Origin of the sequence: Actinoplanes sp. URMC 104 (assembly GCF_051386375.1) — a bacterium.
Taxonomy (GTDB): domain Bacteria; phylum Actinomycetota; class Actinomycetes; order Mycobacteriales; family Micromonosporaceae; genus Actinoplanes.
The window spans coordinates 1,171,347-1,191,113 of record NZ_JBPQTO010000011.1; the positions used below are offsets into that span (position 1 = coordinate 1,171,347).

The 19,767-nt window shown below is 75.0% G+C and carries 17 protein-coding genes; 10 read left to right on the forward strand and 7 right to left on the reverse strand.

What is annotated here, in order from left to right:
• Positions 1 to 7: 7 nt before the first annotated feature.
• A complete protein-coding gene (locus ACSNN8_RS31200) occupies positions 8 to 874 on the reverse strand; it encodes an alpha/beta fold hydrolase (protein WP_436653552.1) in 867 nt (288 codons plus the stop codon).
• A gap of 85 nt (positions 875 to 959) precedes the next feature.
• Between ACSNN8_RS31200 and ACSNN8_RS31205 the strand changes: the two genes are divergently transcribed.
• On the forward strand, positions 960 to 1,442 hold the full coding sequence (locus ACSNN8_RS31205; protein WP_436653553.1) for a MarR family winged helix-turn-helix transcriptional regulator: 483 nt from the start codon (positions 960 to 962) through the stop codon (positions 1,440 to 1,442).
• Positions 1,443 to 1,495: 53 nt separating this feature from the next.
• Positions 1,496 to 2,674, forward strand: a complete 1,179-nt coding sequence (locus ACSNN8_RS31210) for an MFS transporter (protein WP_436653554.1) — start codon at positions 1,496 to 1,498, stop codon at positions 2,672 to 2,674.
• Between the two features lie 45 nt (positions 2,675 to 2,719).
• Here the strand turns inward: ACSNN8_RS31210 and ACSNN8_RS31215 are convergent, their stop codons facing one another.
• Positions 2,720 to 3,670, reverse strand: coding sequence for a proline iminopeptidase-family hydrolase (locus ACSNN8_RS31215; protein WP_436653555.1), 951 nt, complete (start codon positions 3,668 to 3,670; stop codon positions 2,720 to 2,722).
• Between the two features lie 185 nt (positions 3,671 to 3,855).
• Between ACSNN8_RS31215 and ACSNN8_RS31220 the strand changes: the two genes are divergently transcribed.
• The 4 genes from ACSNN8_RS31220 to ACSNN8_RS31235 all read left to right on the forward strand — a co-directional run bounded on the left by ACSNN8_RS31220 (position 3,856) and on the right by ACSNN8_RS31235 (position 11,713).
• Positions 3,856 to 6,927 (forward strand): LuxR C-terminal-related transcriptional regulator, encoded by a 3,072-nt coding sequence (locus ACSNN8_RS31220; RefSeq protein WP_436653556.1) that lies wholly within the window; start codon positions 3,856 to 3,858, stop codon positions 6,925 to 6,927.
• 141 nt (positions 6,928 to 7,068) lie between these two features.
• Complete coding sequence (locus ACSNN8_RS31225; protein WP_436653557.1) at positions 7,069 to 8,391, forward strand: hypothetical protein; 1,323 nt, start codon at positions 7,069 to 7,071, stop codon at positions 8,389 to 8,391.
• Positions 8,392 to 8,456: 65 nt separating this feature from the next.
• On the forward strand, positions 8,457 to 10,247 hold the full coding sequence (locus tag ACSNN8_RS31230; RefSeq protein WP_436653558.1) for a dynamin family protein: 1,791 nt from the start codon (positions 8,457 to 8,459) through the stop codon (positions 10,245 to 10,247).
• Complete coding sequence (locus tag ACSNN8_RS31235; RefSeq protein WP_436653559.1) at positions 10,244 to 11,713, forward strand: dynamin family protein; 1,470 nt, start codon at positions 10,244 to 10,246, stop codon at positions 11,711 to 11,713. The genes ACSNN8_RS31230 and ACSNN8_RS31235 overlap by 4 nt, the downstream gene beginning before the upstream one ends.
• 14 nt (positions 11,714 to 11,727) lie before the next feature.
• Here ACSNN8_RS31235 and ACSNN8_RS31240 read toward each other — a convergent pair whose 3' ends face one another.
• On the reverse strand, positions 11,728 to 12,411 hold the full coding sequence (locus ACSNN8_RS31240; protein WP_436653560.1) for a hypothetical protein: 684 nt from the start codon (positions 12,409 to 12,411) through the stop codon (positions 11,728 to 11,730).
• A gap of 86 nt (positions 12,412 to 12,497) precedes the next feature.
• Here ACSNN8_RS31240 and ACSNN8_RS31245 point away from each other — a divergent pair, with 86 nt between their 5' ends.
• Both ACSNN8_RS31245 and ACSNN8_RS31250 read left to right on the forward strand, forming a co-directional pair.
• A complete protein-coding gene (locus ACSNN8_RS31245; RefSeq protein WP_436653561.1) occupies positions 12,498 to 14,132 on the forward strand; it encodes an Hsp70 family protein in 1,635 nt (544 codons plus the stop codon).
• Positions 14,056 to 14,604 carry a hypothetical protein gene (locus ACSNN8_RS31250; protein ID WP_436653562.1) on the forward strand — a complete coding sequence of 183 codons (549 nt, stop codon included), beginning with the start codon at positions 14,056 to 14,058 and terminating at the stop codon, positions 14,602 to 14,604. The genes ACSNN8_RS31245 and ACSNN8_RS31250 overlap by 77 nt, the downstream gene beginning before the upstream one ends.
• Positions 14,605 to 14,606: 2 nt before the next feature.
• On the opposite strand, the gene ACSNN8_RS31255 is transcribed toward ACSNN8_RS31250, so the two are convergent.
• From ACSNN8_RS31255 to ACSNN8_RS31265, 3 genes are read right to left on the reverse strand one after another with little or no spacing between them, the layout of a single operon-like run.
• Positions 14,607 to 15,116 carry a PepSY domain-containing protein gene (locus tag ACSNN8_RS31255; RefSeq protein ID WP_436653563.1) on the reverse strand — a complete coding sequence of 170 codons (510 nt, stop codon included), beginning with the start codon at positions 15,114 to 15,116 and terminating at the stop codon, positions 14,607 to 14,609.
• A 23-nt stretch (positions 15,117 to 15,139) separates the two neighbouring features.
• Positions 15,140 to 16,417 (reverse strand): sensor histidine kinase, encoded by a 1,278-nt coding sequence (locus tag ACSNN8_RS31260; protein WP_436653564.1) that lies wholly within the window; start codon positions 16,415 to 16,417, stop codon positions 15,140 to 15,142.
• The gene (locus tag ACSNN8_RS31265; protein ID WP_436653565.1) at positions 16,410 to 17,075 is read right to left on the reverse strand and encodes a response regulator transcription factor; all 666 of its coding nucleotides are present in this window, start codon (positions 17,073 to 17,075) and stop codon (positions 16,410 to 16,412) included. Before ACSNN8_RS31265 ends, ACSNN8_RS31260 begins: the two co-directional genes overlap by 8 nt.
• Positions 17,076 to 17,291: 216 nt before the next feature.
• Between ACSNN8_RS31265 and ACSNN8_RS31270 the strand changes: the two genes are divergently transcribed.
• Positions 17,292 to 17,612, forward strand: a complete 321-nt coding sequence (locus tag ACSNN8_RS31270) for a hypothetical protein (RefSeq protein WP_436653566.1) — start codon at positions 17,292 to 17,294, stop codon at positions 17,610 to 17,612.
• 47 nt (positions 17,613 to 17,659) lie between these two features.
• On the opposite strand, the gene ACSNN8_RS31275 is transcribed toward ACSNN8_RS31270, so the two are convergent.
• Complete coding sequence (locus tag ACSNN8_RS31275; RefSeq protein WP_436653567.1) at positions 17,660 to 18,187, reverse strand: gamma-glutamylcyclotransferase family protein; 528 nt, start codon at positions 18,185 to 18,187, stop codon at positions 17,660 to 17,662.
• 79 nt (positions 18,188 to 18,266) lie between these two features.
• On the opposite strand from ACSNN8_RS31275, the gene ACSNN8_RS31280 reads away from it, so the two are divergent.
• Positions 18,267 to 19,685, forward strand: a complete 1,419-nt coding sequence (locus ACSNN8_RS31280; RefSeq protein ID WP_436653568.1) for a sugar porter family MFS transporter — start codon at positions 18,267 to 18,269, stop codon at positions 19,683 to 19,685.
• Positions 19,686 to 19,767 lie beyond the last annotated feature (82 nt).

The following is a 19,767-nucleotide window of genomic DNA, read 5'->3' on the forward strand; positions in this document are numbered from 1 at the left end:
CGGACATTCAGCCGGCGTCCACCTTGGCGACGAACTCACCGATGGTCTCGGCGAGCCGCTGCGGCGCCTCCATCGCGACGTAGTGACCCACGCCGTCGAGCACGACCGACTCGACCGGACCGCGGGCGGCGCGGGTCAGCGTGTCGGCGGTGAACGTCCCTCCCCCGCCGCCGACGGCGAGCACCGGCACGACGAGCCCGGGATCCTCGGCGAGCGCCCGGATCTCGTCGCCCTCGCGCAGCATCGACCGGTAGAGGCTGCTCGCGCCCCGCCAGCCGTCCGGACGGGCGTAGGAGCGGGCGAAGCGGTCGACGTCGGCGTCCGTGATGGCTCCCGGCACGGCGGTCAGCGAGGGGAAGGCGTACCGGCCCAGGAACTCCGCCTCGCGACCGGCGAGCAGCATCTCCGGAATGCCGGGCGCGGCGAGCACGCCGATGTGCCAGGCGCCGCCGCGGGTGACGTCGGCGAACGCCTCCAGGCCGAACCCGGGCAGGCCCATCTCGACGGCCGTGAGGCTGAGCACGTCGCCGGGGTGGGTGGCGGCCAGGCGGAAGACGGTCGCTCCGCTGATGTCCTGTCCGGTCAGGTGGACCGGTCCCACGCCGAGGTGGGCGATCAGCTCGTGCAGGTCCTCCGCGGCGGTGCGGCTGTCGTGCTCCTCGGGGCCGGTGCCGGAATCACCGAAGCCCCGCAGGTCCACGGCGTAGACGCGGTGTGCGGCCGCGAGCAACGGGATGAGCCTGTGAAAGGTCCACCAGGTCTCCGGGAAGCCGTGAACCAGCAGGATCGGCGATCCCCCGGTGCCGGCGGCGACGTAGTGCAGCGTCGTGCCGTTGACGTCGGCACGGTGGTGAGTGAACTCGGACGGGGTCATGGCGTCCCTCGATTCGACAGTGTGACTGTCGAAAGATAGACACCCAGACTGTCGTTTGTCCAGGGCGGCCGGTAATCTGCCCGACATGCCTCTCTCCGGTGCCGACCTGGCGCTGTCCCTGCTCGGTGGCTTCCGCACGCTCGTCGACGCCGCGATCGACGAGCTGGCCAGGCGCGGCTACGAGGACGTCCGCCCGGTGCACGACTACGCGATGCGGGCCATCGCCGCGGGCGCCGACAGCGCCTCCGAGCTCGGCCGGCGGCTGTCCATCACCAAGCAGTCCGCCGCCCGCACGATCACCGTGCTCGAGGAACGCGGCTACGTGGTCACCGAGCCGGACCCGCGGGATGCGCGCCGCAAACGCCTGCAGGTCACCGCGCTCGGCCACGAGGTGATGCGCACCGGCGAGTCCATCTTCGACGAGCTGCGCGAGCAGTGGGCCCGGCGGATCGGGCCGGACGAGTTCGCCGTCTTCGAGAAACACCTGATGACGCTGGTGGGCACCGTTCCGGGCCGGTTCGACGCCCCGGGCTGGATCACCCGGTCCGGTTCGTCGACGGCGGACTGAGGCCGGGTGGGCGCGCAATCGTGACCGCGGCGATCTCACGAGCGGGGGGCGACGTGCGCGACGGCAGGCTCGTACGGGGACGGGTCGCGACATCCCTCGGGTTCTTGTTGTTCGGCACGGCGCTCGGGGTGTGGACGGCGCGCATTCCGGCAATCAAGGAGAACCTCGGGCTCGGCGATGGCCGGCTGAGCCTGGCGCTGCTGGCCTTCGCCGCCGGGTGCATCGTCGGGATGGCCGTGCTGGGGCGGCTGACCGACCGCTTCGGCAGCTCCCGGGTGTTCGTGCCGGCGGCGATCCTCGAGGGTGTGCTGCTGGTGCTGCCCGGTGTCAGCCCCGGCCTGGCGCTGCTGTGCGTCTCGCTGTTCCTGTTCGGAGCGGCGCACGGCACGCTCAACATCGCGATGAACGCCAACGCGATCGAGGTGCAGCGGGCGTGGGGCAGCCCGATCATGTCGTCGTTCCACGCCACGTACAGCATCGGCGGCTTCGTCGGCTCGATCACGGGCGGGCTGTTCGCGCACGCCGGGGCCGGCGTCGGCGTGACGTTCGCGGCGGTGGGGGCCGTGGTGCTGGCGGCCGCGCTGGTCGCCTCGGCGTGGGTGCTGCCGGCCCCGCCGGTCGACCGGCTGCCCGAGGACGGCGGCGAGCCCGCACGCCGGTCGTTGCTGCTGGTCTTCCTCGGGGTGCTGGTGCTGTGCACGCTGGTCGGCGAGGGAGCGGCGGCCGACTGGAGCGCCGTCTACCTGCGCGACAACCTCGGCACGAGCGCGGGCTTCGCGGCGTACGGGTTCGCCGCCTTCTCGATCCTGATGACCGTGGGCCGGCTGTTCGGTGACCGGCTCACCCGGCTGCTCGGCCCGGTCGTGCTGGTGCGTGCCGGGGGCCTGCTCGCGGCGGGCGGGCTGGCCCTGGCCCTGGTGCTGAGCACCCCGGTGGCGGGGGTCATCGGCTTCGGCCTGCTGGGCGCGGGCCTGTCCTGCATCGCGCCGCAGGTCTACTCGGCGGCGGGCAACCAGGATCCGGCCCGCGCCGGCCGGGCACTGTCCACCGTGGTCAGCATCGGCTACCTCGGGTTCCTGCTGGGGCCGATCCTGATCGGCGCCGCGGCCACCCGGGTCGGGCTCGAGACGGCGCTGTGGATTCCCGTGGTGCTGGCCGTCTTCGTCGCGGCGGGCGCCACGGCGATGCGCGCGCCCCGCCGGGCCGGCCAGGACGCGCGCCCGGCGCGGTGAGCGCCCGCCGGGCCGGCCGGCACGCGCGCCCGGCGCGGTGAGCGCTCAGCCCTTCGGCAGCGTGCGCAGGAAATCGACGAGCCCGGCGAAGTACGTCCGCTGGTCGTCGTACATGGCGAGGTGGCTGCCGTCCGGGCAGTGCAGGTAGCGACCGGCGGGCAGCCGCTCGGCCATCATCCGCATGTGCGCGGGGTCCATCGTGTCGTGCTCCGCGCCGATGACCAGCGTGGGCGTGGTGATCGCGGCGAGCTCGGCCGTGCGGTCCCAGGACGCCAGCGTCGCGTTCGCGCTGATCCCCAGCTCGCTCGGGCCCTGCATCCGCACGTAGATCTCCTGGTTGATGTGCGCGAAGCCGCGGACGACCGGCTCGGGCCACTCCTCGAGCGGCAGGCGCAGCACGTGCTCGCGGTAGTGCGGCTCGAGCAGCTCCATGTAGCGCGGATCCTCGGTCGTGCCGTTCGCCTCCATGGCCTTGATCTCGGCCAGCGCGGCCGGGTCCAGCCGGGGCATGAGGACCTGCTCCGCGTACGCGTTGTAGGCCGGCACGCTCGACATCATGTTCGAGATGACGAGCCCGCGCAGATGCTGCTGATGGGTGAGCGCGTACTCCATCGCCAGGATGCCGCCCCACGACTGCCCGTACAGCACGAAGTCGTCCCGGCCGAGGCCGAGCGCCCGCCGCACCTGCTCCACCTCGTCGACGAAGCGGTCGAGCTCCCACAGCGAGGCGTCGCCGGGCCGGTCGCTGTGCCCGGACCCGAGCTGGTCGTAGTAGTAGTACTCGACGCCCGCCGCGGGCAGGTAGCTGTCGCACGCCTCCAGATATTCGTGCGTGGAGCCCGGCCCGCCGTGCAGCAGCAGCATCCGCAGCTCAGGGTTGTTGCCGACCCGCTTGACCCAGACGTGGTGGGTGCCGCCCGGGGTGCTGACCGGGATCCGTCGCGACCCGCCGCTGAGCACGTCGTCGCGGTTCGAGTAGTCCAGGTACGCCTGCATGTCGTCCCTCTTCCCCGGTGCGCCCGTCGAAGTTCCGGCCCTCGTCCGTACGGGCCAGGATTCCCCGTGGACGTGCTGTGCGCGAGTTGGGCGTGGTGTGCTCCGCATCGAGCAGCTCACCGTGCAGGACTGACCCACCACGTCTCGTACGCGTAAAGTGGCCCACCGTGACCACAGTGGTCGGCGTGGATGGTTCCGGACGCACGCACCGGCTCCAGCAACACGCCGCCGCCGCGCCCGGGGCGGTCTGGTGGCGAGCCGGCCCACCTCCCGACCCGGCAACCTTGCGCGGCACCGCCCGGCCCGCCGACCCGGCGACCTCCCGCGACACCGACCGGGCATCCCCACGCGCCACCGACCCCCTGGCCGACCTGGCATCTCCGAGCCACGGCGACCCGCCCGGCGGCCCAGCTTTCCCACGCCACGGCGCCTTGCCCGGCGGCCCGGCTCTCCCCCGCCACGGCGACCCGCCCGGCGGCCCGGCTCTCCCCCGCCACGGCGACCCGCCCGGCGGCCCGGCTCTCCCCCGCCACGGCGACCCGCCCGGCGGCCCGCCCCTCCCGCGCCACGGCGACCCGCCCGGCGGCCCGCCCCTCCCGCGCCACGGCGACCCGCCCGGCGGCCCGCCCCTCCCGCGCCACGGCGACCTGCCCGGCGGCTTGGCTCTCCCGCGCGACGGGCTGCTGCTCGTGGACGATGCGCACCGGCTCGACGGTGCGACGCTGCGGCGGCTCGCGGCGGCCGCCCGCGACGGTGTGAGGATGGTCGTCGCGCGCCGGCCCACGATCGACCGGCCGGAACTGGCCGAGCTGGACGAGGCGGTCGCCGCGGGCGGGGTGGAGTTCCTGGGCCCGCTCGACCACGACGGGGTCGCGGCGCTGGTGGCCAGGGTGACCGGCCGGCCCGTGTCCCCGGAGGTCGCCGCCGCCGTGCTCGAGGCGTCGGCGGGTCTGCCCGTGGTGGCCGCGGCAGTGGCGACCGCGCCGGCGGACGCATCCCCGCCCGCGCTCGTGGCGAGGATGCAGCGGCGCTTCGCGGTGCTTGACGAACCCGCCGTCGTGACCGCCCGGGTGCTCGCGCTGGCGAGGAACCTTCCCGATCACGTGCTCGCCGCGGTGGCCGGCATCGAGGCGCAGGGCCTGGCCGGGGTGCTGCGGACGCTGCGCGACGAAGGCATGCTCGTGCCGGACGGCGACCGGATGATCCCGGCGGTCGCGGCGGCGGTACGCGCGGAGCTGCCCGCGGCCGAGCGCCGCCGGCTGCACGACGCGGTCGCCGGTGCGCTGCTCGCGGCGGGAGCCGATCCGGTCGCGGCGGCCGGGCACCTGCGCGCGGCCCGGGCGAGCACTCCGGCCGCCGCTGTCGTCTACGGACGGGCGGGCGAGTGGCTGCGGTTCTCCGATCCCGCCGCCGCGCTGGGTTGGTTCGACGACGCCCTCGACGCCGGGGGCGACGCCGCGGCGCTGGCCCCCGGGCGGGCCGAGGCGAGCGCGCTGCTGGGGCTGCCGGTCGACGCGGAGCCCACCGGCGACCGCATGACGCTGGTAGCCGGAGCCGTGGCGGCCCATCAGGGCCGGACCGCCCGGGCGGCACAGCTGCTCCGGAGCGCCGACCCGCTGCTCGCCGTCCCGTCCCTGATCGCTACCGGACAAGCCCGGGAGGCGGCGTCGGCCAGAGAGGCGGCGTCGGCCGGGGAGGCGGCAGGAGCAACCGGCAGCCCGACAGGAGCGACCAGCAGCGCGGCAGGAGCGATCAGCAGCGGAGCACAAGCCGGCCGCGAGGCACACGCCAGCCGCGGGGCAGAGGCCGGCGGGGCGGAGATGGGCGGGGCAGAGGCCGCCGACGCGGCCGTGGCCGACGACGCGGCGGCAGGCGGCCACGCGGCAGCAGGCCTCAGCACGGCAGCAGGCGCCGGCGCGGTAGCGGGCGGTCGCGAGGCAACAGCCGGTCGCGAGGCAACAGCCGGTCGCGAGGCAACAGCCGGCCTCAGGAGGACAGCAGGCGCGGGCGCGGGCGACCAGGCGATGGCCGGCCGCGAGACAGCAGAGGGCGCCGGAGAGGCGGGGACCGAAAACGCGGCAGGATCCGGCAACGCGGCGGCAGTAGGCGGCGGCGCGGCGCGCGGGATCGGGCGGCCACCCTCGACGGCGCTGTTGCGGCTCGCGGAGGGGGCCCTCGCCGCGAGGGAGCCGACCGTTGCGCTGCCGCTGCTGATCGAGGCGGCGGAGGCGATCGAGCACCGTCCGCCCGAGGTGGTGCTGCCGGACACGCCGCACGCGGTCGGGGCGGTGGTCGCGGTTGCGGCGGGTTACGTGGCCTCCGCGGAACACCTCCTGGCCAGGGCCCGCGCCGGCGGGGTGGGTGGGCCGGGCGCCGAGGAGAGGCACCGGCTGTTGCTGGCCTGGGTGAGGATGCGGGCCGGTCGCTACGACGACGCCCGGGCGGAGCTGCGCAGGGCGGCGCACGCGGGGCAGCCGGGCCGCGAGCGGCTGCTGCGGGCCGCGCTGGCGGCGGGGATGGCCCGGCGCAGCGGCGACATCGCGGGGCTGCGCGACGCCTGGACGGGCATCGAGCCGCTGCTGGCGCGCCGCGCCGCGGACCTGTGGCAGGCCGAGCAGATCGAGGAGCTGGCGGTGGCCGCGGCCCGGCTGCGCCGCCCGGGACGGATCGAGCCCGTGCTGGGGCTGCTCGACGCGTACCTCGAGGGTCTGGGACGACCGGCGGCCTGGGCCGTGTCGCTCGGCTGGATCCGGCTGCAGGTGGCGGTGGTGACCGAGGACGCGGACGCCGCGGCCACGGTGGCCGACGGGCTCGCGGCGGTGGTGACCGGCGAGCCGCGCCCGCTGGCGCAGCGTGCCGCGGCCGCGCAGTGGGCGGCCACGGTGGCCGGCCGCGTCGACCCGGGCGCGGTGCTCGCGGCCACCGAGGATCTTCAGGCGGCCGAGCTGCCGTGGGAGGCGTCGCGGCTCGCCGGGCAGGCGGCGATCCGGACCACCGACCCCGCCGCGGCCCGCCGGCTGCTGGAGCGCGCCCGCGAGCTCGCCGAGCCGGAGGCGTCGGGCGCGAGCGGCCTGTCCGACCGCGAGGTGACCGTCGCCCGGCTGGTGCTGGCCGGCATCACCCACCGCGAGATTGGCTCGCAGCTCTACATCTCGCCGAAGACGGTGGAGCACCACGTCGCGCGCATCCGCGGCAAGCTCGGCGCGACCACGCGCGCGGAGCTGCTCGCGGTTCTGCGCGAAATGTTCGGCGACTGATATGCGACACGAGGCTGGGAGACCCCCTATCGCAGCCCATATACCACGGGGGACACCCCGATGCCCGCACCGGGTGGTGGGCCGCACGCTGGTGCCGTGTCCGGGTGAAGAAACGGACGCACGCCTAGCAAGGAGTCAGCCATGACCGTGAACGTCACCGACCTCATCCGGGAATTCGTGACCAAGCTGCTGTCCGACCGCGAGTTCGCCGCCAAGTACGCGGAGGACCCGAACGGGACCCTGGCCGCCGAGGGCATCACCGAGTGCGACGTGTCCGCCGTGGACGTGCCGGCCGTCGTCAGCGAGGCCGCCGACGACCCGGACGTACCCGACGAGGCCCGCAGCGCGCTGCACAGCTACACCGGCGGGGGCGGCGGTGGAGGCGGGGGTGGCGGGGGTGGCGGCGGCTCGGTGTCGCCGCCACCGCCCGCGCCGGCCGGCACGCAGTCGGTCGAGCACGTCGCCCAGCACCTCAACTACGTCACGTACGCCACCTACGAGGGCGACGACTACATCACCCAGAACCTCGACGTCGGCTTCACCAGCATCACCGACAACAGCCTCGACGTGGACGTCGACGGCACCTTCTTCGGCGACGTGGACGTCGACACCAACAAGATCACCACCGGCGACGGAGCCGTGGTGACCACCGGCGACGGCGACGTCAACGCGGCCACCGGCGACGGGGCGATCGCCGGCAGCGGCAAGGGCGACGTCAACGCGGCCACCGGCGGGTCGGTCGCCACCACCGGCGACGGCGACGTGACCGCGGTGACCGGGGACGGCTCGCAGGCCGCCGGCGGCGACCTGACCTCGGTGAGCGGCGACGGCTCCCAGATCGTCGGCGGCGACCAGACCTCGATCGGCGGCGACGGGCAGATCGCCGGCGGCGACCTGATCTCGGCAGGCGGCGACGGCGCGCAGATCGCGGGCGGCGACGCGACCTCGGTCGGCGGCGACGGCGCTCAGCTGATCGACGGCGACAACAACGGCCAGGCCAACACCGGCGACGGAGCCGTGCAGGCGGGCGGCGACGTCTCGGGCGCGGTCAACACGGGCAGCAACGACGGCATCGTGGCCGACGACCTCGACGACGCGGTGGTCGGCAACGGCAACCAGACCGTCCAGACCGACGGCGACACCGACGACTCCGCGATCAACTTCGGCAAGGGCGACGTGACCAACGTGCCGGACGCCGACATCGAGGACAGCGCGGTGTCGTTCGGCGGCGGGAACGCGTCGAACGCCTCGAACAACGAGGCCGACGACGGGTCGGCGGTCTCCGCGGGCGGCGACGCGTCCGGCAGCCAGGACAACGACACCGAGGTCGACGTCGAGGTCGACGCGTCCGACGACGACACCGTCGTGGTCAAGGACAACAAGTTCAGCGACGACGACACCACGACCACCACGACGACGGACGACATCGAGGCCGACGACGACAGCAGCGTCAACGTCGGCTGACCCGGACGGTCTCGCGGCATCCGCCGTGCCGCGGGACCCCGCCCGTCGCGCTCGAGGGGGAAGCCGTGACCGCGGTCAGCCCGGCCACCAGGGCAGTCTCCGTGCTGGAGCTCGGCCTGCGCGCGTGTCAGGCGTACGACCGCCCGGACGCGGCCGCGAAGCTGAGCGCCGCCCGCGACGCGCTGGCCGACCCGGTGCTGCACGTCGTCGTGGCGGGCGAGTTCAAGCAGGGCAAGAGCTCGCTGGTCAACGCGCTGGTGGGCGCCGCGGTGTGCCCGGTGGACGACGACGTCGCCACGGCCGTGCCCACCTACGTGCGGCACGGCGAGAAGCCCGAGGCGAGCGTGCTGACCACGGAACCGCCGGCCCGCGAGCCGATCGAGATCTCGGACGTCCGCCGGTACGCCGTCGAGCAGGTCGACGGCGAGCCCCGGCCCCGGGTCGCCGGCGTCGAGGTGCGCCTGCCCCGCAAGATCCTCGCCGGCGGGCTGGTGCTCGTGGACACTCCGGGCGTCGGCGGGCTGGCCTCCCCGCACGCCGCCGCGAGCCTGACCGCGGTGTCGATGGCCGACGCGGTGATCTTCGTGACCGGCGCCGCGCAGGAGCTGACCCGCAGCGAGGTCGACTTCCTGCGGCGGGCCCGCGCGCTGTGCCCGGTCGTGGTCTGCGTGGTCACCAAGACCGACTTCTATCCGGCGTGGCGGCGCATCCAGGAGCTCAACGAACGGCACCTCGCCGAGCACTGCCCGGTGCCGCTGATGTCGGTGTCGTCCACGCTGCGCTCCCGCGCGGTCAAGGCCAACGACAGCGGCCTGAACGCCGAGTCGGGCTTCCAGCAGCTGGTCAAGTTCCTCACCGACCAGGTCGGCAGCGGAGTGGCGGTCCGGCTCGCGACCGACGCGGTGGCCGAGGTGGTGGCGCTGTGCGACCAGCTCGACGCGCAGTTCGAGGCGGAACGCGCCGCGCTCGCCGACCCCGCGGCCGCGCAGCTGGTCGTCCGGGGGCTCACCGAGGTCAAGGCCCGCGTCGACGCGCTCAAGGGCGCCGCGGCCAAGTGGAACCAGACGCTGAGCGACGGGATCGCGGACCTGACCTCCGACGTGGACCACGACCTGCGGACGCGGATCCGGGCGGTCATCGCCGAGGCGGACACCGCGATCGAGGAGTCCGACCCGGCCGACACGTGGCCCGAGATGGAGGCGTGGCTGCAGTCGCGGGTGGCCGAGGAGCTGCTGGCCAACTACGAGCTGCTGCGCCGCCGGGCGAGCGAGCTGGGCAACCGGGTCGGCGAGCACTTCCTGGCCGCGTCGGCGTCGCTGATGGGCGGTCCCGCCGTGCCCGACCCCACCGCGCTCGCCACGGTCGACGACTTCCAGCACAAGATCGACCTGACCCGGATGCGGGTGGGCAAGCAGGCGATGGTCGCGCTGAAGAACGCGTACGGCGGCGCGCTCATGTTCATCATCCTCGGCAGCCTGGTCGGCGTGCAGCTGGGCCCGATCGGCATCGGGATCGGCCTGGTGATGGGGCACCGCGGGCTGCGCGAGGAGAAGAAGCGCCAGGTGCAGCGGCGCCGCGCGGAGGCCCGCAACGCGATCCGGCGCTACTGCGACGAGGTCAGCTTCGCCGCGGGCCACGACTCGCGGAACACGCTGCGCCGTGTGCAACGGCAGCTGCGCGACCACTACAGCGGGCTGGCCGACGAGCTCAACCGCACCAACGCGCAGGCCCTCGCGAGCGCCTCCGAGGCCGCCAAGCGCACCCAGCAGGACCGGGAGAGCCGGCTGCAGGACGTCGAGGCCGAGCTGACCCGGATACGCCAGCTGCGGCACCGCGCGCTGGAGGCGATCGGATGAGCGTCATCGACCGGACCCGGGCGGTGCTCGAGCAGGCCACGACGGTGTACCGGGGCACCCCGTACGGCGGAAGGCTTTCGGCGATCCGTGAACGGCTCGACGCCCCGTTGCGGGTGGCCGTCGCCGGGCGGGTCAAGGCCGGCAAGTCCACGCTGCTCAACGCGCTCGTCGGCGAACGGCTGGCGCCCACCGACGCCGGGGAGTGCACCCGGATCGTCACCTGGTACCGCGACGGGCCGTCGTACCGGGTCGACGCCACCCCGAAGCAGGGCCCGTCGCGCCCGTTGCGGTTCACCCGCGAGGACGGCGTCATCGACATCGACCTCGGCGGCCTGCGGGCCGAGGATGTCGCCCAGCTCGTGGTCACCTGGCCCGCGCAGGCGCTGCGCGCGATGACGCTGATCGACACGCCGGGCATCGGCTCGCTGTCCGAGCAGGCCGCGCAGCGCACCTGGGACATGCTCGTGCCGGACGACGAGGAGACGCCCGCCGACGCCGTCATCTACCTGCTGCGGCACCTGCACGCCGGGGACGTCGAGTTCCTGCGGGCGTTCCACGACACCGAGGTGTCGCGGCCGAGCCCGGTCAACGCGATCGGGGTGCTGTCGCGGGCCGACGAGATCGGCGCGGGCCGGCTCGACGCGATGGCCTCGGCCCGCCGCATCGCGTCGCGGCTGGGCGCGGGCGCCGGCGTCCGCAGGCTCGTGCAGTCGGTCGTGCCGGTGGCCGGCCTGCTCGCCGAGACCGCGGTGACGCTGACCGAGACCGAGGTCGGGCAGCTGCGCCGCGTCGCCGCGCTGCCGGTGCGGCAGGCCGAAGAGCTGCTGCTGTCGGCCGACCGCTTCGTGCGGACCATGCCCGAGCTCGGCCTCACCGAGCTGGAACGCGAGGCGCTGCTGGCCCGTTTCGGGCTGTTCGGCGTGCGCCTGACCAGCACACTGCTGCGCCGCGAGGTGGCCGGTACGGCGACCGAGCTGTCCAGGGAGCTGGCCGAGCGCAGCGGGCTCACCGACCTGCGCGAGATCATCGGATCGCTGTTCCTGCAACGGCGCGACATCCTCAAGAGCCGGTCCGCGCTGCTCGCGCTCGCCGAGGCCACCCGCGCCCTCGTGCGCCCCGGAAGCGACGCGGTGGCCGCCTCGGTCGAGGAGATCATGGCCTCGGCGCACCCGTTCAACGAGCTGCGCGTGCTGTCGAGCGTGCGGGCCGGCTGGGTCACCGGCAGGCCCGACGCGGTGGCCGAGCTGGAGCGGCTGATCGGCGGGTCGGGCAGCTCCGCGCACGAGCGGCTGCGGCTGCCCGCCGACGCCGGCCCCGCCGAGCTGACCGAGGCGGCCGGGCAGGCGCTGGTCCGCTGGCAGCGCCGCGCCGAGAGCCCGATGACCCCGTACGAGATGGCGCTTGCGGCGCGGGTCGCCGTGCGCTCCTGCGAGGGGCTGCTCGCCGGTCTGGAGCGGTCCCGGTGAGCGGCCGGCCGCGGTCACCCCGGCGGGGCGTCGTCGTCCGGCGCGGCGTCCAACGTGTGCTCCGGGTCGACCCGATCGGTCGAGTGGCCCCAGAACTCCTCGGCCTGGTCGTCGAGGTCGTCTGGACCGGGCCGCTCGGCCGCGGCGCCTTCGCTGGACGGCTCGGCCGCGACGCCGGCACTGGGCGGCTGGTCCCAGGCGCCCGCACCGAGCGGCTGGTCCGCGGCGCCCGCACCGAAGTCGACGCCGTCGGCCGAATGAAGGCCGGCACCCGCGTCGTGCCCGGCACCCACGTCGTGCCCGGCACCCGGGTCGAAGCCGGCGGCCGCATCCGGGGCGGCGCCCGCATCGAGACCGACGCTGGGATCGAGCTCGTCACCGAGGTCGGGACCGGCGCCGGCGTCGACGCCGTCGACCGGCTCCGGCCCGTCGAACTCGCCGGTCGGGGCGGTGAGCAGCAGGTCGAGCCAGCCGCTCTCCTCGCCGGGATCGGCAGCCGAGCCGGCGGCGGTGTGGGCGGTCACGAACGGCGCCAGGTGCTCGGCCACCTCGGCGGGGGCCGTGTCGGCGTAGCTGACCACCGCCTCGGCGACCAGCTCGCCGGGCAGCCCGCCCAGCGGATCGCCCACGTCACCGGCGGCGCCGCCCGCGCCGGTGAGGTCGGCGAGGACGTCGCGCAGGGAGCGGGCCGGTTCCATGCGGCCACCCTACGAGCGCGGCGTGCCCGCCCGGTTGGGGGAAACCCCCCGGCCTTCCCCCCACCTGACCTAGGAAGCGACTGGCGATGTACGCACTCGGCATAGACATGGGCACGACGTTCACCGCGGCCGCCACGTGGCGCGACGGCCGCTCCGAGATCGTGCCGCTGGGCAGCCGGGGCGCCGCCGTGCCGTCGGTGGTGCTGCTGCGCGACGACGGGACGTTCCTGACCGGCGAGGCGGCCAACCGGCGCGGGCTGACCGAGCCGCACCGGGTCGCGCGGGAGTTCAAGCGCCGCCTGGGCGACACCACCCCGATCCTGCTGGGCGGCGTGCCGCAGTCGGCGGAGGCGCTGGCGGCGCGGCTGCTGCGCGCGGTTGCCGACGCGGTGGCCGATCGGGAGGGCGGCCCGCCCGCGCGGGTCTGCGTGTCGCACCCGGCGAACTGGGGGGCGTACAAGACAGATCTGCTGCGTCAGGCGGTGCGCATGGCGGAGCTCGAGGGCACGGTGAGCTACACGACCGAGCCGGAGGCGGCGGCGGCGAGCTACGCGCAGCAGCAGCGCATCGAGCCGGGCGCGGTGGTGGCGGTGTACGACCTGGGCGGCGGCACCTTCGACGCCGCGGTGCTGCGCAAGACGGTCGCCGGGTTCACCATCCTGGGGCGGCCGGAGGGCATCGAACGGCTCGGCGGCATCGACTTCGACGCGGCCGTGTTCCACCACGTGCGTACGGCGCTGGGCGGCAAACTGGACGAGCTGGACGAGGACGACCCGGCCGCCGTGGCCGCGGTCGCCCGGCTGCGCGACGAATGCGTGCAGGCCAAGGAGGCGCTGTCGTCCGACACGGACACGACGATCCCGGTGCTGCTGCCCAACGTGGTCACCGAGGTGCGCCTGACCCGCTCCGAGCTGGAGGCCATGGTCCGTCCCGCGCTGTACGGCTCGGTGGAGGCGCTGCAGCGGGCCGTCCGCTCGGCCGGTTTCGCGCCCGAGGAGCTGCACTCGGTGCTGCTGGTCGGCGGCTCGTCCCGGATGCCGATCGTCGCCCAGCTCGTGACGTCGGAGTTCGCCCGGCCGGTCGCCCTGGACGCCCACCCGAAGCACGCCGTGGCCCTCGGCGCGGCCTGGCTCGCCGCCGGCGCCGACACCCACCCGGCGATCGCCTCCGGTCGCGCCCCCGCCCCGCCGCCGCCACCGCCGCCTGCGGTCCGAGGCTCGGCGCGTCCCCCGGCCCCGGCGAGCGCCCCGGCCCCCGCCCCGCGGATCAGGCCGGGCGTGGCGGCCGTTCCGCCCCGCCCGGCCGCGACTCCCGTCCCGCCCCCGCCGGCCCACCCGGTGTCCCCGGCGCCCGCGCCGGCTCGCCCGGTCTCACCCGCTCCCGCGCGGCCGGTCCCGCCTCCTCCCTCCGGCGCGGCCACGTCCTCCCCCCCCCCCCCCCCCCCCCCCCGGACGGCCTCCAGCGTCCGCAGACAAAGGCGCCGAGCCCGAGCCGCCTCGCCGGTTCTCGTCCCCAGCGATCCCGGCCGACCAGTCCAAGCCGCCCCGCCGGTCCTCGTCCCCCACGGTTCCGGCCGACCACGCGAAAACGCCCCGCAGTTCGGCGCGCCCGCCCACGGCGCCCCGCCGCAGCCGGAAGCGCCGCGTGCTGATCGGCGCGCTCCTGGCGCTGGTCACCCTGGTGGCCGCGGGCGGCATCACGTACGCCGCCTACGGCCGTGACGACCCGGCTCCCCGCGCCGCCCCGGCGTCGCCCAGCCCGAGCACCGTGCCCTCGACAGCGGCCGCCGGGCCCGCGGACGAGCAGTGCACCCCGAAGATCAAGAGCAACCGGCGGTGGGTGTGCCTGACCTCGGCGGTCGTCGCCGACGGCAAGCTCACGATCGACTACCAGGTGGACTACGACGGCTCCACCCCGGACGCGGACGAGGGCTTCCACCTGCACATCTGGGGCGCCGAGGGCGCCGGCGAGGAGCACCTGATGGGCGCGCAGGCCGACGAGGGCGTGCGGGGCGCCTACTACACCGAGACCCGCCGCCCGTCGGTGCTCGACGTCGACGGCAGCCGCTTCCGCCGGACGATCGGCGACGCCCCAAAGGTGTGCGCCCGCATCGCCCGGGCGGGTCACGAGCTGGTCCGCGACGCGGACGGCGGCTACCGGACCGGCAACTGCGTGCCGATCGAACGCCGGTAGCGTCAGTCGTCGGCGTTCTTGCCGAGCACCTTGAACGCCTCGTCGAGCCGCACGTCCCACTCGGTGTCGTCGGCGGCGCGCACGTCGACCTCGTAGGCGACCCCCTGCTCGTCGCCCGCCTCGACGTCCACCACGGTGCCGCCGGCGACGGCGTCCAGCGCCGCCTTCCCGGCGGATGCGCGCTGGGCGTCGGTCACCGGGCTGCCGTCCGTCGCGGTCTGCTGCCCGATCGGCTCGAGGTCCTTGCCGAGCACCACGTCGACCTCGGCGCCGTCCGGCTTGCGCACCTCCACCTCGTACGCCTCGCCCTGGTCGTCGCTGCTCTCCACGTCCAGGACCTCGCCGCCGCCGACGGCGCGGACCGCGGCGGCGCCCACCCGGTCCCGGTCGGCGCCCGGCACGTCGGTGTCGGCGGCCGCGGCGGTCGCCCAGACGCCCCCGCCCACGGCGAGGGCGGCGACGGCCGCGGTGGTGACGAGGACGCGCTTGCTGCGCAGCTTGGCGGTGTTCATGTGTGGCCTCTCCCTAGGAAGAACTAGGTACCGGCACACTGTGCGGCAGCGTCGCTGAAGCCAGCCTGAATCCGGACGGTGAACCGCGCGCCGCCCAGGGGCGAGGACGAGACGGCCACCGCCCCGCCGTGCGCGGCCACGATCTGTTTGACGATGGCCAGGCCGAGCCCGCTGCCGCCGGCGTCGCGGGCGCGGGCCTCGTCGAGCCGCACGAACCGGTCGAAGACCCGCTCGCGCTGCCCGGCGGGGATGCCGGGGCCGTCGTCGTCGACGGTGAGCTCGACCGTGCCGCCGTCCTCGCGCACGCCCACGGCGATCGTCGTGGCGGCGTGCCGGGCGGCGTTGTCGACGAGGTTGCGGATCACCTGGGCGAGCGCGGAGGCGTCGCCGCGGACCCGGCCCGCGCCCACGCCGGTGGTGTCGACGGTCAGGCCCGTACGGCCGGCCCGCCGCGCCTCCGCCAGGGCCAGGTCGTCGAGGTCGACGTCGTGACGCGCGTGCCGGGCGCCGCCGTCGTCGGTGCGGGTGAGCAGCAGGAGCTGGTCGACGAGCCGCTGCAGCCGCGCCGACTCCTCGAGGACCGTGGCCGCCAGCTCGCCGTCGGGCAGGGCCGCCGGGTGTGCCTGCGCGACCTCGGCGACCTGGCGGATGCTCGCCACCGGCGACCGCAGCTCGTGCGAGGCGTCGGCGACGAACTCGCGCTGCCGGTCGCGGGCGTCCTGCAGCCGGGCGAGCATCCGGTTCATGGTGCGCGCCAGCCGCACGATCTCGTCGCGGGACGCGGGCTCCGGGACGCGGCGGTCCAGCCGGTCGCCGGTGATCGCCTCGACCTCGCGCCGGATGCGCTCGACCGGGGCGAGCGCCCGGGACGCCACCACCCAGGTCGTGCCGCCGACCAGCACCAGCAGCAGGGGCAGACCGACGAGCAGCGGCGTGACCAGCGCCTCGGTCGAGTCGTCCACCTCCTCCAGCGGGACGGCGACCGAGACGCGGTACCCGTCCTCGCCGTCGGTGACCACCAGGTACGCGTCGTCGTCGCGGGGCAGCGGCGCCCCGGAGCCGGCGACCGTGCCGTCGGGGGCGGTCACCTGCCATCGCAGGTCGTCGTCGTCATCGGCAGCCGGCAGCGCGGCGGCCCGCGCCTGTTGCAGCAGGACGGACGCGCGCTGCTCGGCGGTGGCCTCCAGCCCGTCGCGCAGCGATCCGCGGACCAGCAGCACGAGGGCGACCGCCCCGGTGGCCAGCGCGACGGCCACCACCAGCACGGCCGCCGCGGTGGTGCGCAGCCGGACGTCAGCCATCGCCGCCGCCCAGCCGGTAGCCGGCGCCGCGCAGCGTCCGGATCGCCGTACGCCCGATCTTGTTGCGCAGGTGGCCGATGTAGACCTCGACGATGTTGGGGTCGCCGTCGAAGTCGGCGTCCCACACCCCGTCCAGGATCTGCCGCTTGGACACCACGTCGCCGGGCCGCCGCGCCAGGAAGAACAGCAGGGAGAACTCGCGCGCGGTCAGCTGCACCTCGGCGCCGTCGCGCCAGACCCGCCGGGCCGCCGGGTCCAGCCGCAGGTCGCCGACGACCAGCTCGGTCGGGCGGGCACGCGCGCCGCGCCGGCTCACCGCGCGCAGCCGCGCCACGAGCACCGGGAACGAGCAGGGCTTGGTCAGGTAGTCGTCGGCGCCCGTGTCGAGCCCCTCCACCTGGTCCCACTCGCCGTCCTTGGCGGTGAGCATGAGGATGGGCGTCCAGTCCTGCTCGGCGCGCAGCGTCGCGCAGACCTGGTAGCCGTTGAGGCCCGGCAGCATCAGGTCGAGGACGATCGCGTCGTACGTGTTCTCGCGGGCCAGCCACAGCCCGTCGACGCCGTTGCAGGCCACGTCGACGGCGAAGCCCTCCGCCTCGAGCCCGAGCCGCAGCGACCGGGCGAGCCGCTGCTCGTCGTCGACGACGAGGACGCGCATCGGTGCACCTCCCGAAAGAGGCCATCCTCGCGCACCGCGGCTGAACGCCCGCTGAAAGACCCCGTCCGAGCAGCGCAAGGGCGTCCGGCGCGTCCCGGCGCGTGCGGGTGAATGAATCCCGGCGGCGGTTAATCGACCTCCGGGCCGGGGCACGCAACGGGCAGAACAGCCGCGGCCGCTCCCCCGGCCGCGGCCGGCTCACGACCAGGGAGTGCCATGAGTATCGACAAGACCGGCAGCGCCACCGACGACCTCGTGTCCAGCCTCGATTCCGCCGGCATCGAGCAGGCCGACGCCCCCGACCAGCCCAAGCCGCGGCTGCGGGAGGCGATCACCACGCGCGCGGCCCGGGTCCGCGAGGTGGCGCCCGCCCAGGTGCGCCGCGCGGGCAGCGCCGTACGGGAGAAGCCGGCGCCCACGGCCGGGGTGCTGGCGCTGGCCGGCGGGGTGATCGCGGTGCTGCTGCTGCGGCGGCGGGCGGCCCGCGCCCAGGCCGTCCAGCCGCGCCGCTGGGTGCCCGCGCGGTTCCAGCGCTGAGCGTGAGGTGTCCCGTGGACGGTGCCGCGTCCACGGGACACCCCCTCTCACCTGCGGAGCCGGATCAGCGGGACCACCGGCGCCGGCAGCGGTCCGAGCACGGGGATGCCCTGGTGGCTGCCGTACGCCGCCTCCACCGTCTCCACGTAGTCCCGGCGGATGCGCGCGGTGCCCGCCGCGATGCCCCGCCTCGCCCGCTCGGCGCTCTCCGGCTTGGCGACGTACGTCCAAGCCCGTCCGTGCCCCTCGACGTCGACACCGACCCGCAGGTAGTTGCCCTCGCGGGTGTCCAGGGCGGGCAGCGCGGCGTCGGGCAGGAAGATCAGCACGCCCTCCACCGCGTCCCCCGGCTCGATCGTCAGGAACAGCACCTGGATCGGCGGGCGGCTGCCGTCGGCCGGGTCCTCGTACGCCACCGGCCCGTCCACGGTGTTGTCGGTGCACACGTTCCAGGTCCGTGACCACCCCGGCAGCCGCGCGCGGACGAAGTCGCGGCCCGCGACGGCGGGCCGGCCCACCAGCGCGGCGATCGTGGCGGGCGCGACCAGCGACCCGTACGTGTAGACGGCGGCCATGCGGGCAGCCTAGCCACGAGTTGCGGCAGTGATGACCGTCACTGAGACTGGCAAGATCGGACGAGCAGCGGGGGTCGCCATGAGCCAGGACCGAGCCGGCACGCAGCTGTCCGGGCGCAGGCGCGAAGATCGGCTCACCGGCTCGATCGTGGTGGTGGCCCTCGTCTCGGCCATCTCCGGACTGCTCTACGGCTACGACACCGGCATCATCTCGGGCGCCCTGCTGCAGATCGGCGAGGACTTCGGCATCGGCCACGGGTGGGAGCAGGTGATCGCGGCGTCCATCCTGGTGGGCGCGGTCGCCGGCGCCCTGACCTGCAGCCGGCTCTCCGAGCGCCGCGGCCGGCACGGCACGCTGCTGCTGATCGGCGTCGTGTTCGTCGTCGGGTCGCTCGCAGCCTCGCTGTCGCCCGACCCGGTCACCCTGTCGCTCAGCCGGCTGGTGCTCGGCTTCGCCGTCGGCGGCGCCACCCAGACCGCCCCGGTGTACGTCGCCGAGCTCGCGCCCACCGCCTACCGCGGGCGGCTGGTGCTGTTCTTCCAGATCGCGATCGGGGTCGGCATCGTGATCGCGACGATCGTGGGCGCGGCCGAGGTGATCGACTGGCGCGTCGCGATCGGCATGGCCGCCGTGCCCGCCGCCATCATGTTCGCGCTGATGCTGCGGCTGCCGGAGAGCCCGCGGTGGCTGGCTCGCGAGGGCCACATCGACCGCGCCGAGCAGGCCCTGACCCGCGTACGGCACTCTGGGGCCGACCTGTCCGGCGAGGTGCGGGAGATCTGCGCCAACGTGGAGGCCGAGAAGCAGGCCAAGACGCGCGGATGGGCCGGGCTGCGGGCGGCCTGGGTGCGCCCCGCGCTGGTCGTCGGGTGCGGGCTGGCCGTGTTCACCCAGCTGTCCGGCATCGAGATGATCGTCTACTACACACCGACGATCCTCACCGACAACGGCTTCTCGGACTCGACCGCGCTGCGGGTCTCGGTCGCGCTCGGCCTGACGTACCTGATCGCCCAGCTCATCGGGCTGGCGATCATCGACCGGGTGGGCCGACGCCGGCTCACGCTGCTCACGCTGCCGTTCGCGGCGCTGGCGCTGATCGTGCTCGGCACGTTCTTCGTCACCGGCAACGACGGCAAGTCGATGATCCCGTGGATCGTCGCCACGCTGGTCGCCTTCATGGCGTTCACCGCGGGCGGCATCCAGCTCATGGGCTGGCTGACCGGCTCGGAGATCTACCCGCTGGCCACCCGCGCGGCCGGCGCCGCGGCCCAGTCGGCGTCGCTGTGGGGCACCAACGTGCTGATCACGCTGACGCTGCTCAGCACGATGAAGGCGATCGGCACCGGGCAGACCTTCTGGATGTACGCCGCGTTCAACATCATCGCGTTCGTCTTCCTGTTCCGGAAGATGCCCGAGCTGACCGGCCGCAGCCTCGAGGAGATCGAGGACCACCTGTCGGACGGCCGCTTCAAGCCCGCCGACTTCGCCGTCCGCTGACCGGGCGGCCCGGCGCCGCGCGCACGACGGCCTCGCCACCCCGCCCGGCGGCGAAGCTGCTAAGGTGCGGCGACGAGTCAGC

Coding starts and splice junctions, on each gene's coding strand:
- ACSNN8_RS31265 (WP_436653565.1), bottom strand. CDS start 17,075: ATGCGCGTCCTCGTCGTCGACGACGAGCAGCGGCTCGCCCGGTCGCTG.
- ACSNN8_RS31270 (WP_436653566.1), top strand. CDS start 17,292: ATGAGTATCGACAAGACCGGCAGCGCCACCGACGACCTCGTGTCCAGC.
- ACSNN8_RS31225 (WP_436653557.1), top strand. CDS start 7,069: ATGACCGTGAACGTCACCGACCTCATCCGGGAATTCGTGACCAAGCTG.
- ACSNN8_RS31240 (WP_436653560.1), bottom strand. CDS start 12,411: ATGGAACCGGCCCGCTCCCTGCGCGACGTCCTCGCCGACCTCACCGGC.
- ACSNN8_RS31235 (WP_436653559.1), top strand. CDS start 10,244: ATGAGCGTCATCGACCGGACCCGGGCGGTGCTCGAGCAGGCCACGACG.
- ACSNN8_RS31245 (WP_436653561.1), top strand. CDS start 12,498: ATGTACGCACTCGGCATAGACATGGGCACGACGTTCACCGCGGCCGCC.
- ACSNN8_RS31255 (WP_436653563.1), bottom strand. CDS start 15,116: ATGAACACCGCCAAGCTGCGCAGCAAGCGCGTCCTCGTCACCACCGCG.
- ACSNN8_RS31280 (WP_436653568.1), top strand. CDS start 18,267: ATGAGCCAGGACCGAGCCGGCACGCAGCTGTCCGGGCGCAGGCGCGAA.
- ACSNN8_RS31275 (WP_436653567.1), bottom strand. CDS start 18,187: ATGGCCGCCGTCTACACGTACGGGTCGCTGGTCGCGCCCGCCACGATC.
- ACSNN8_RS31215 (WP_436653555.1), bottom strand. CDS start 3,670: ATGCAGGCGTACCTGGACTACTCGAACCGCGACGACGTGCTCAGCGGC.
- ACSNN8_RS31260 (WP_436653564.1), bottom strand. CDS start 16,417: ATGGCTGACGTCCGGCTGCGCACCACCGCGGCGGCCGTGCTGGTGGTG.
- ACSNN8_RS31200 (WP_436653552.1), bottom strand. CDS start 874: ATGACCCCGTCCGAGTTCACTCACCACCGTGCCGACGTCAACGGCACG.
- ACSNN8_RS31205 (WP_436653553.1), top strand. CDS start 960: ATGCCTCTCTCCGGTGCCGACCTGGCGCTGTCCCTGCTCGGTGGCTTC.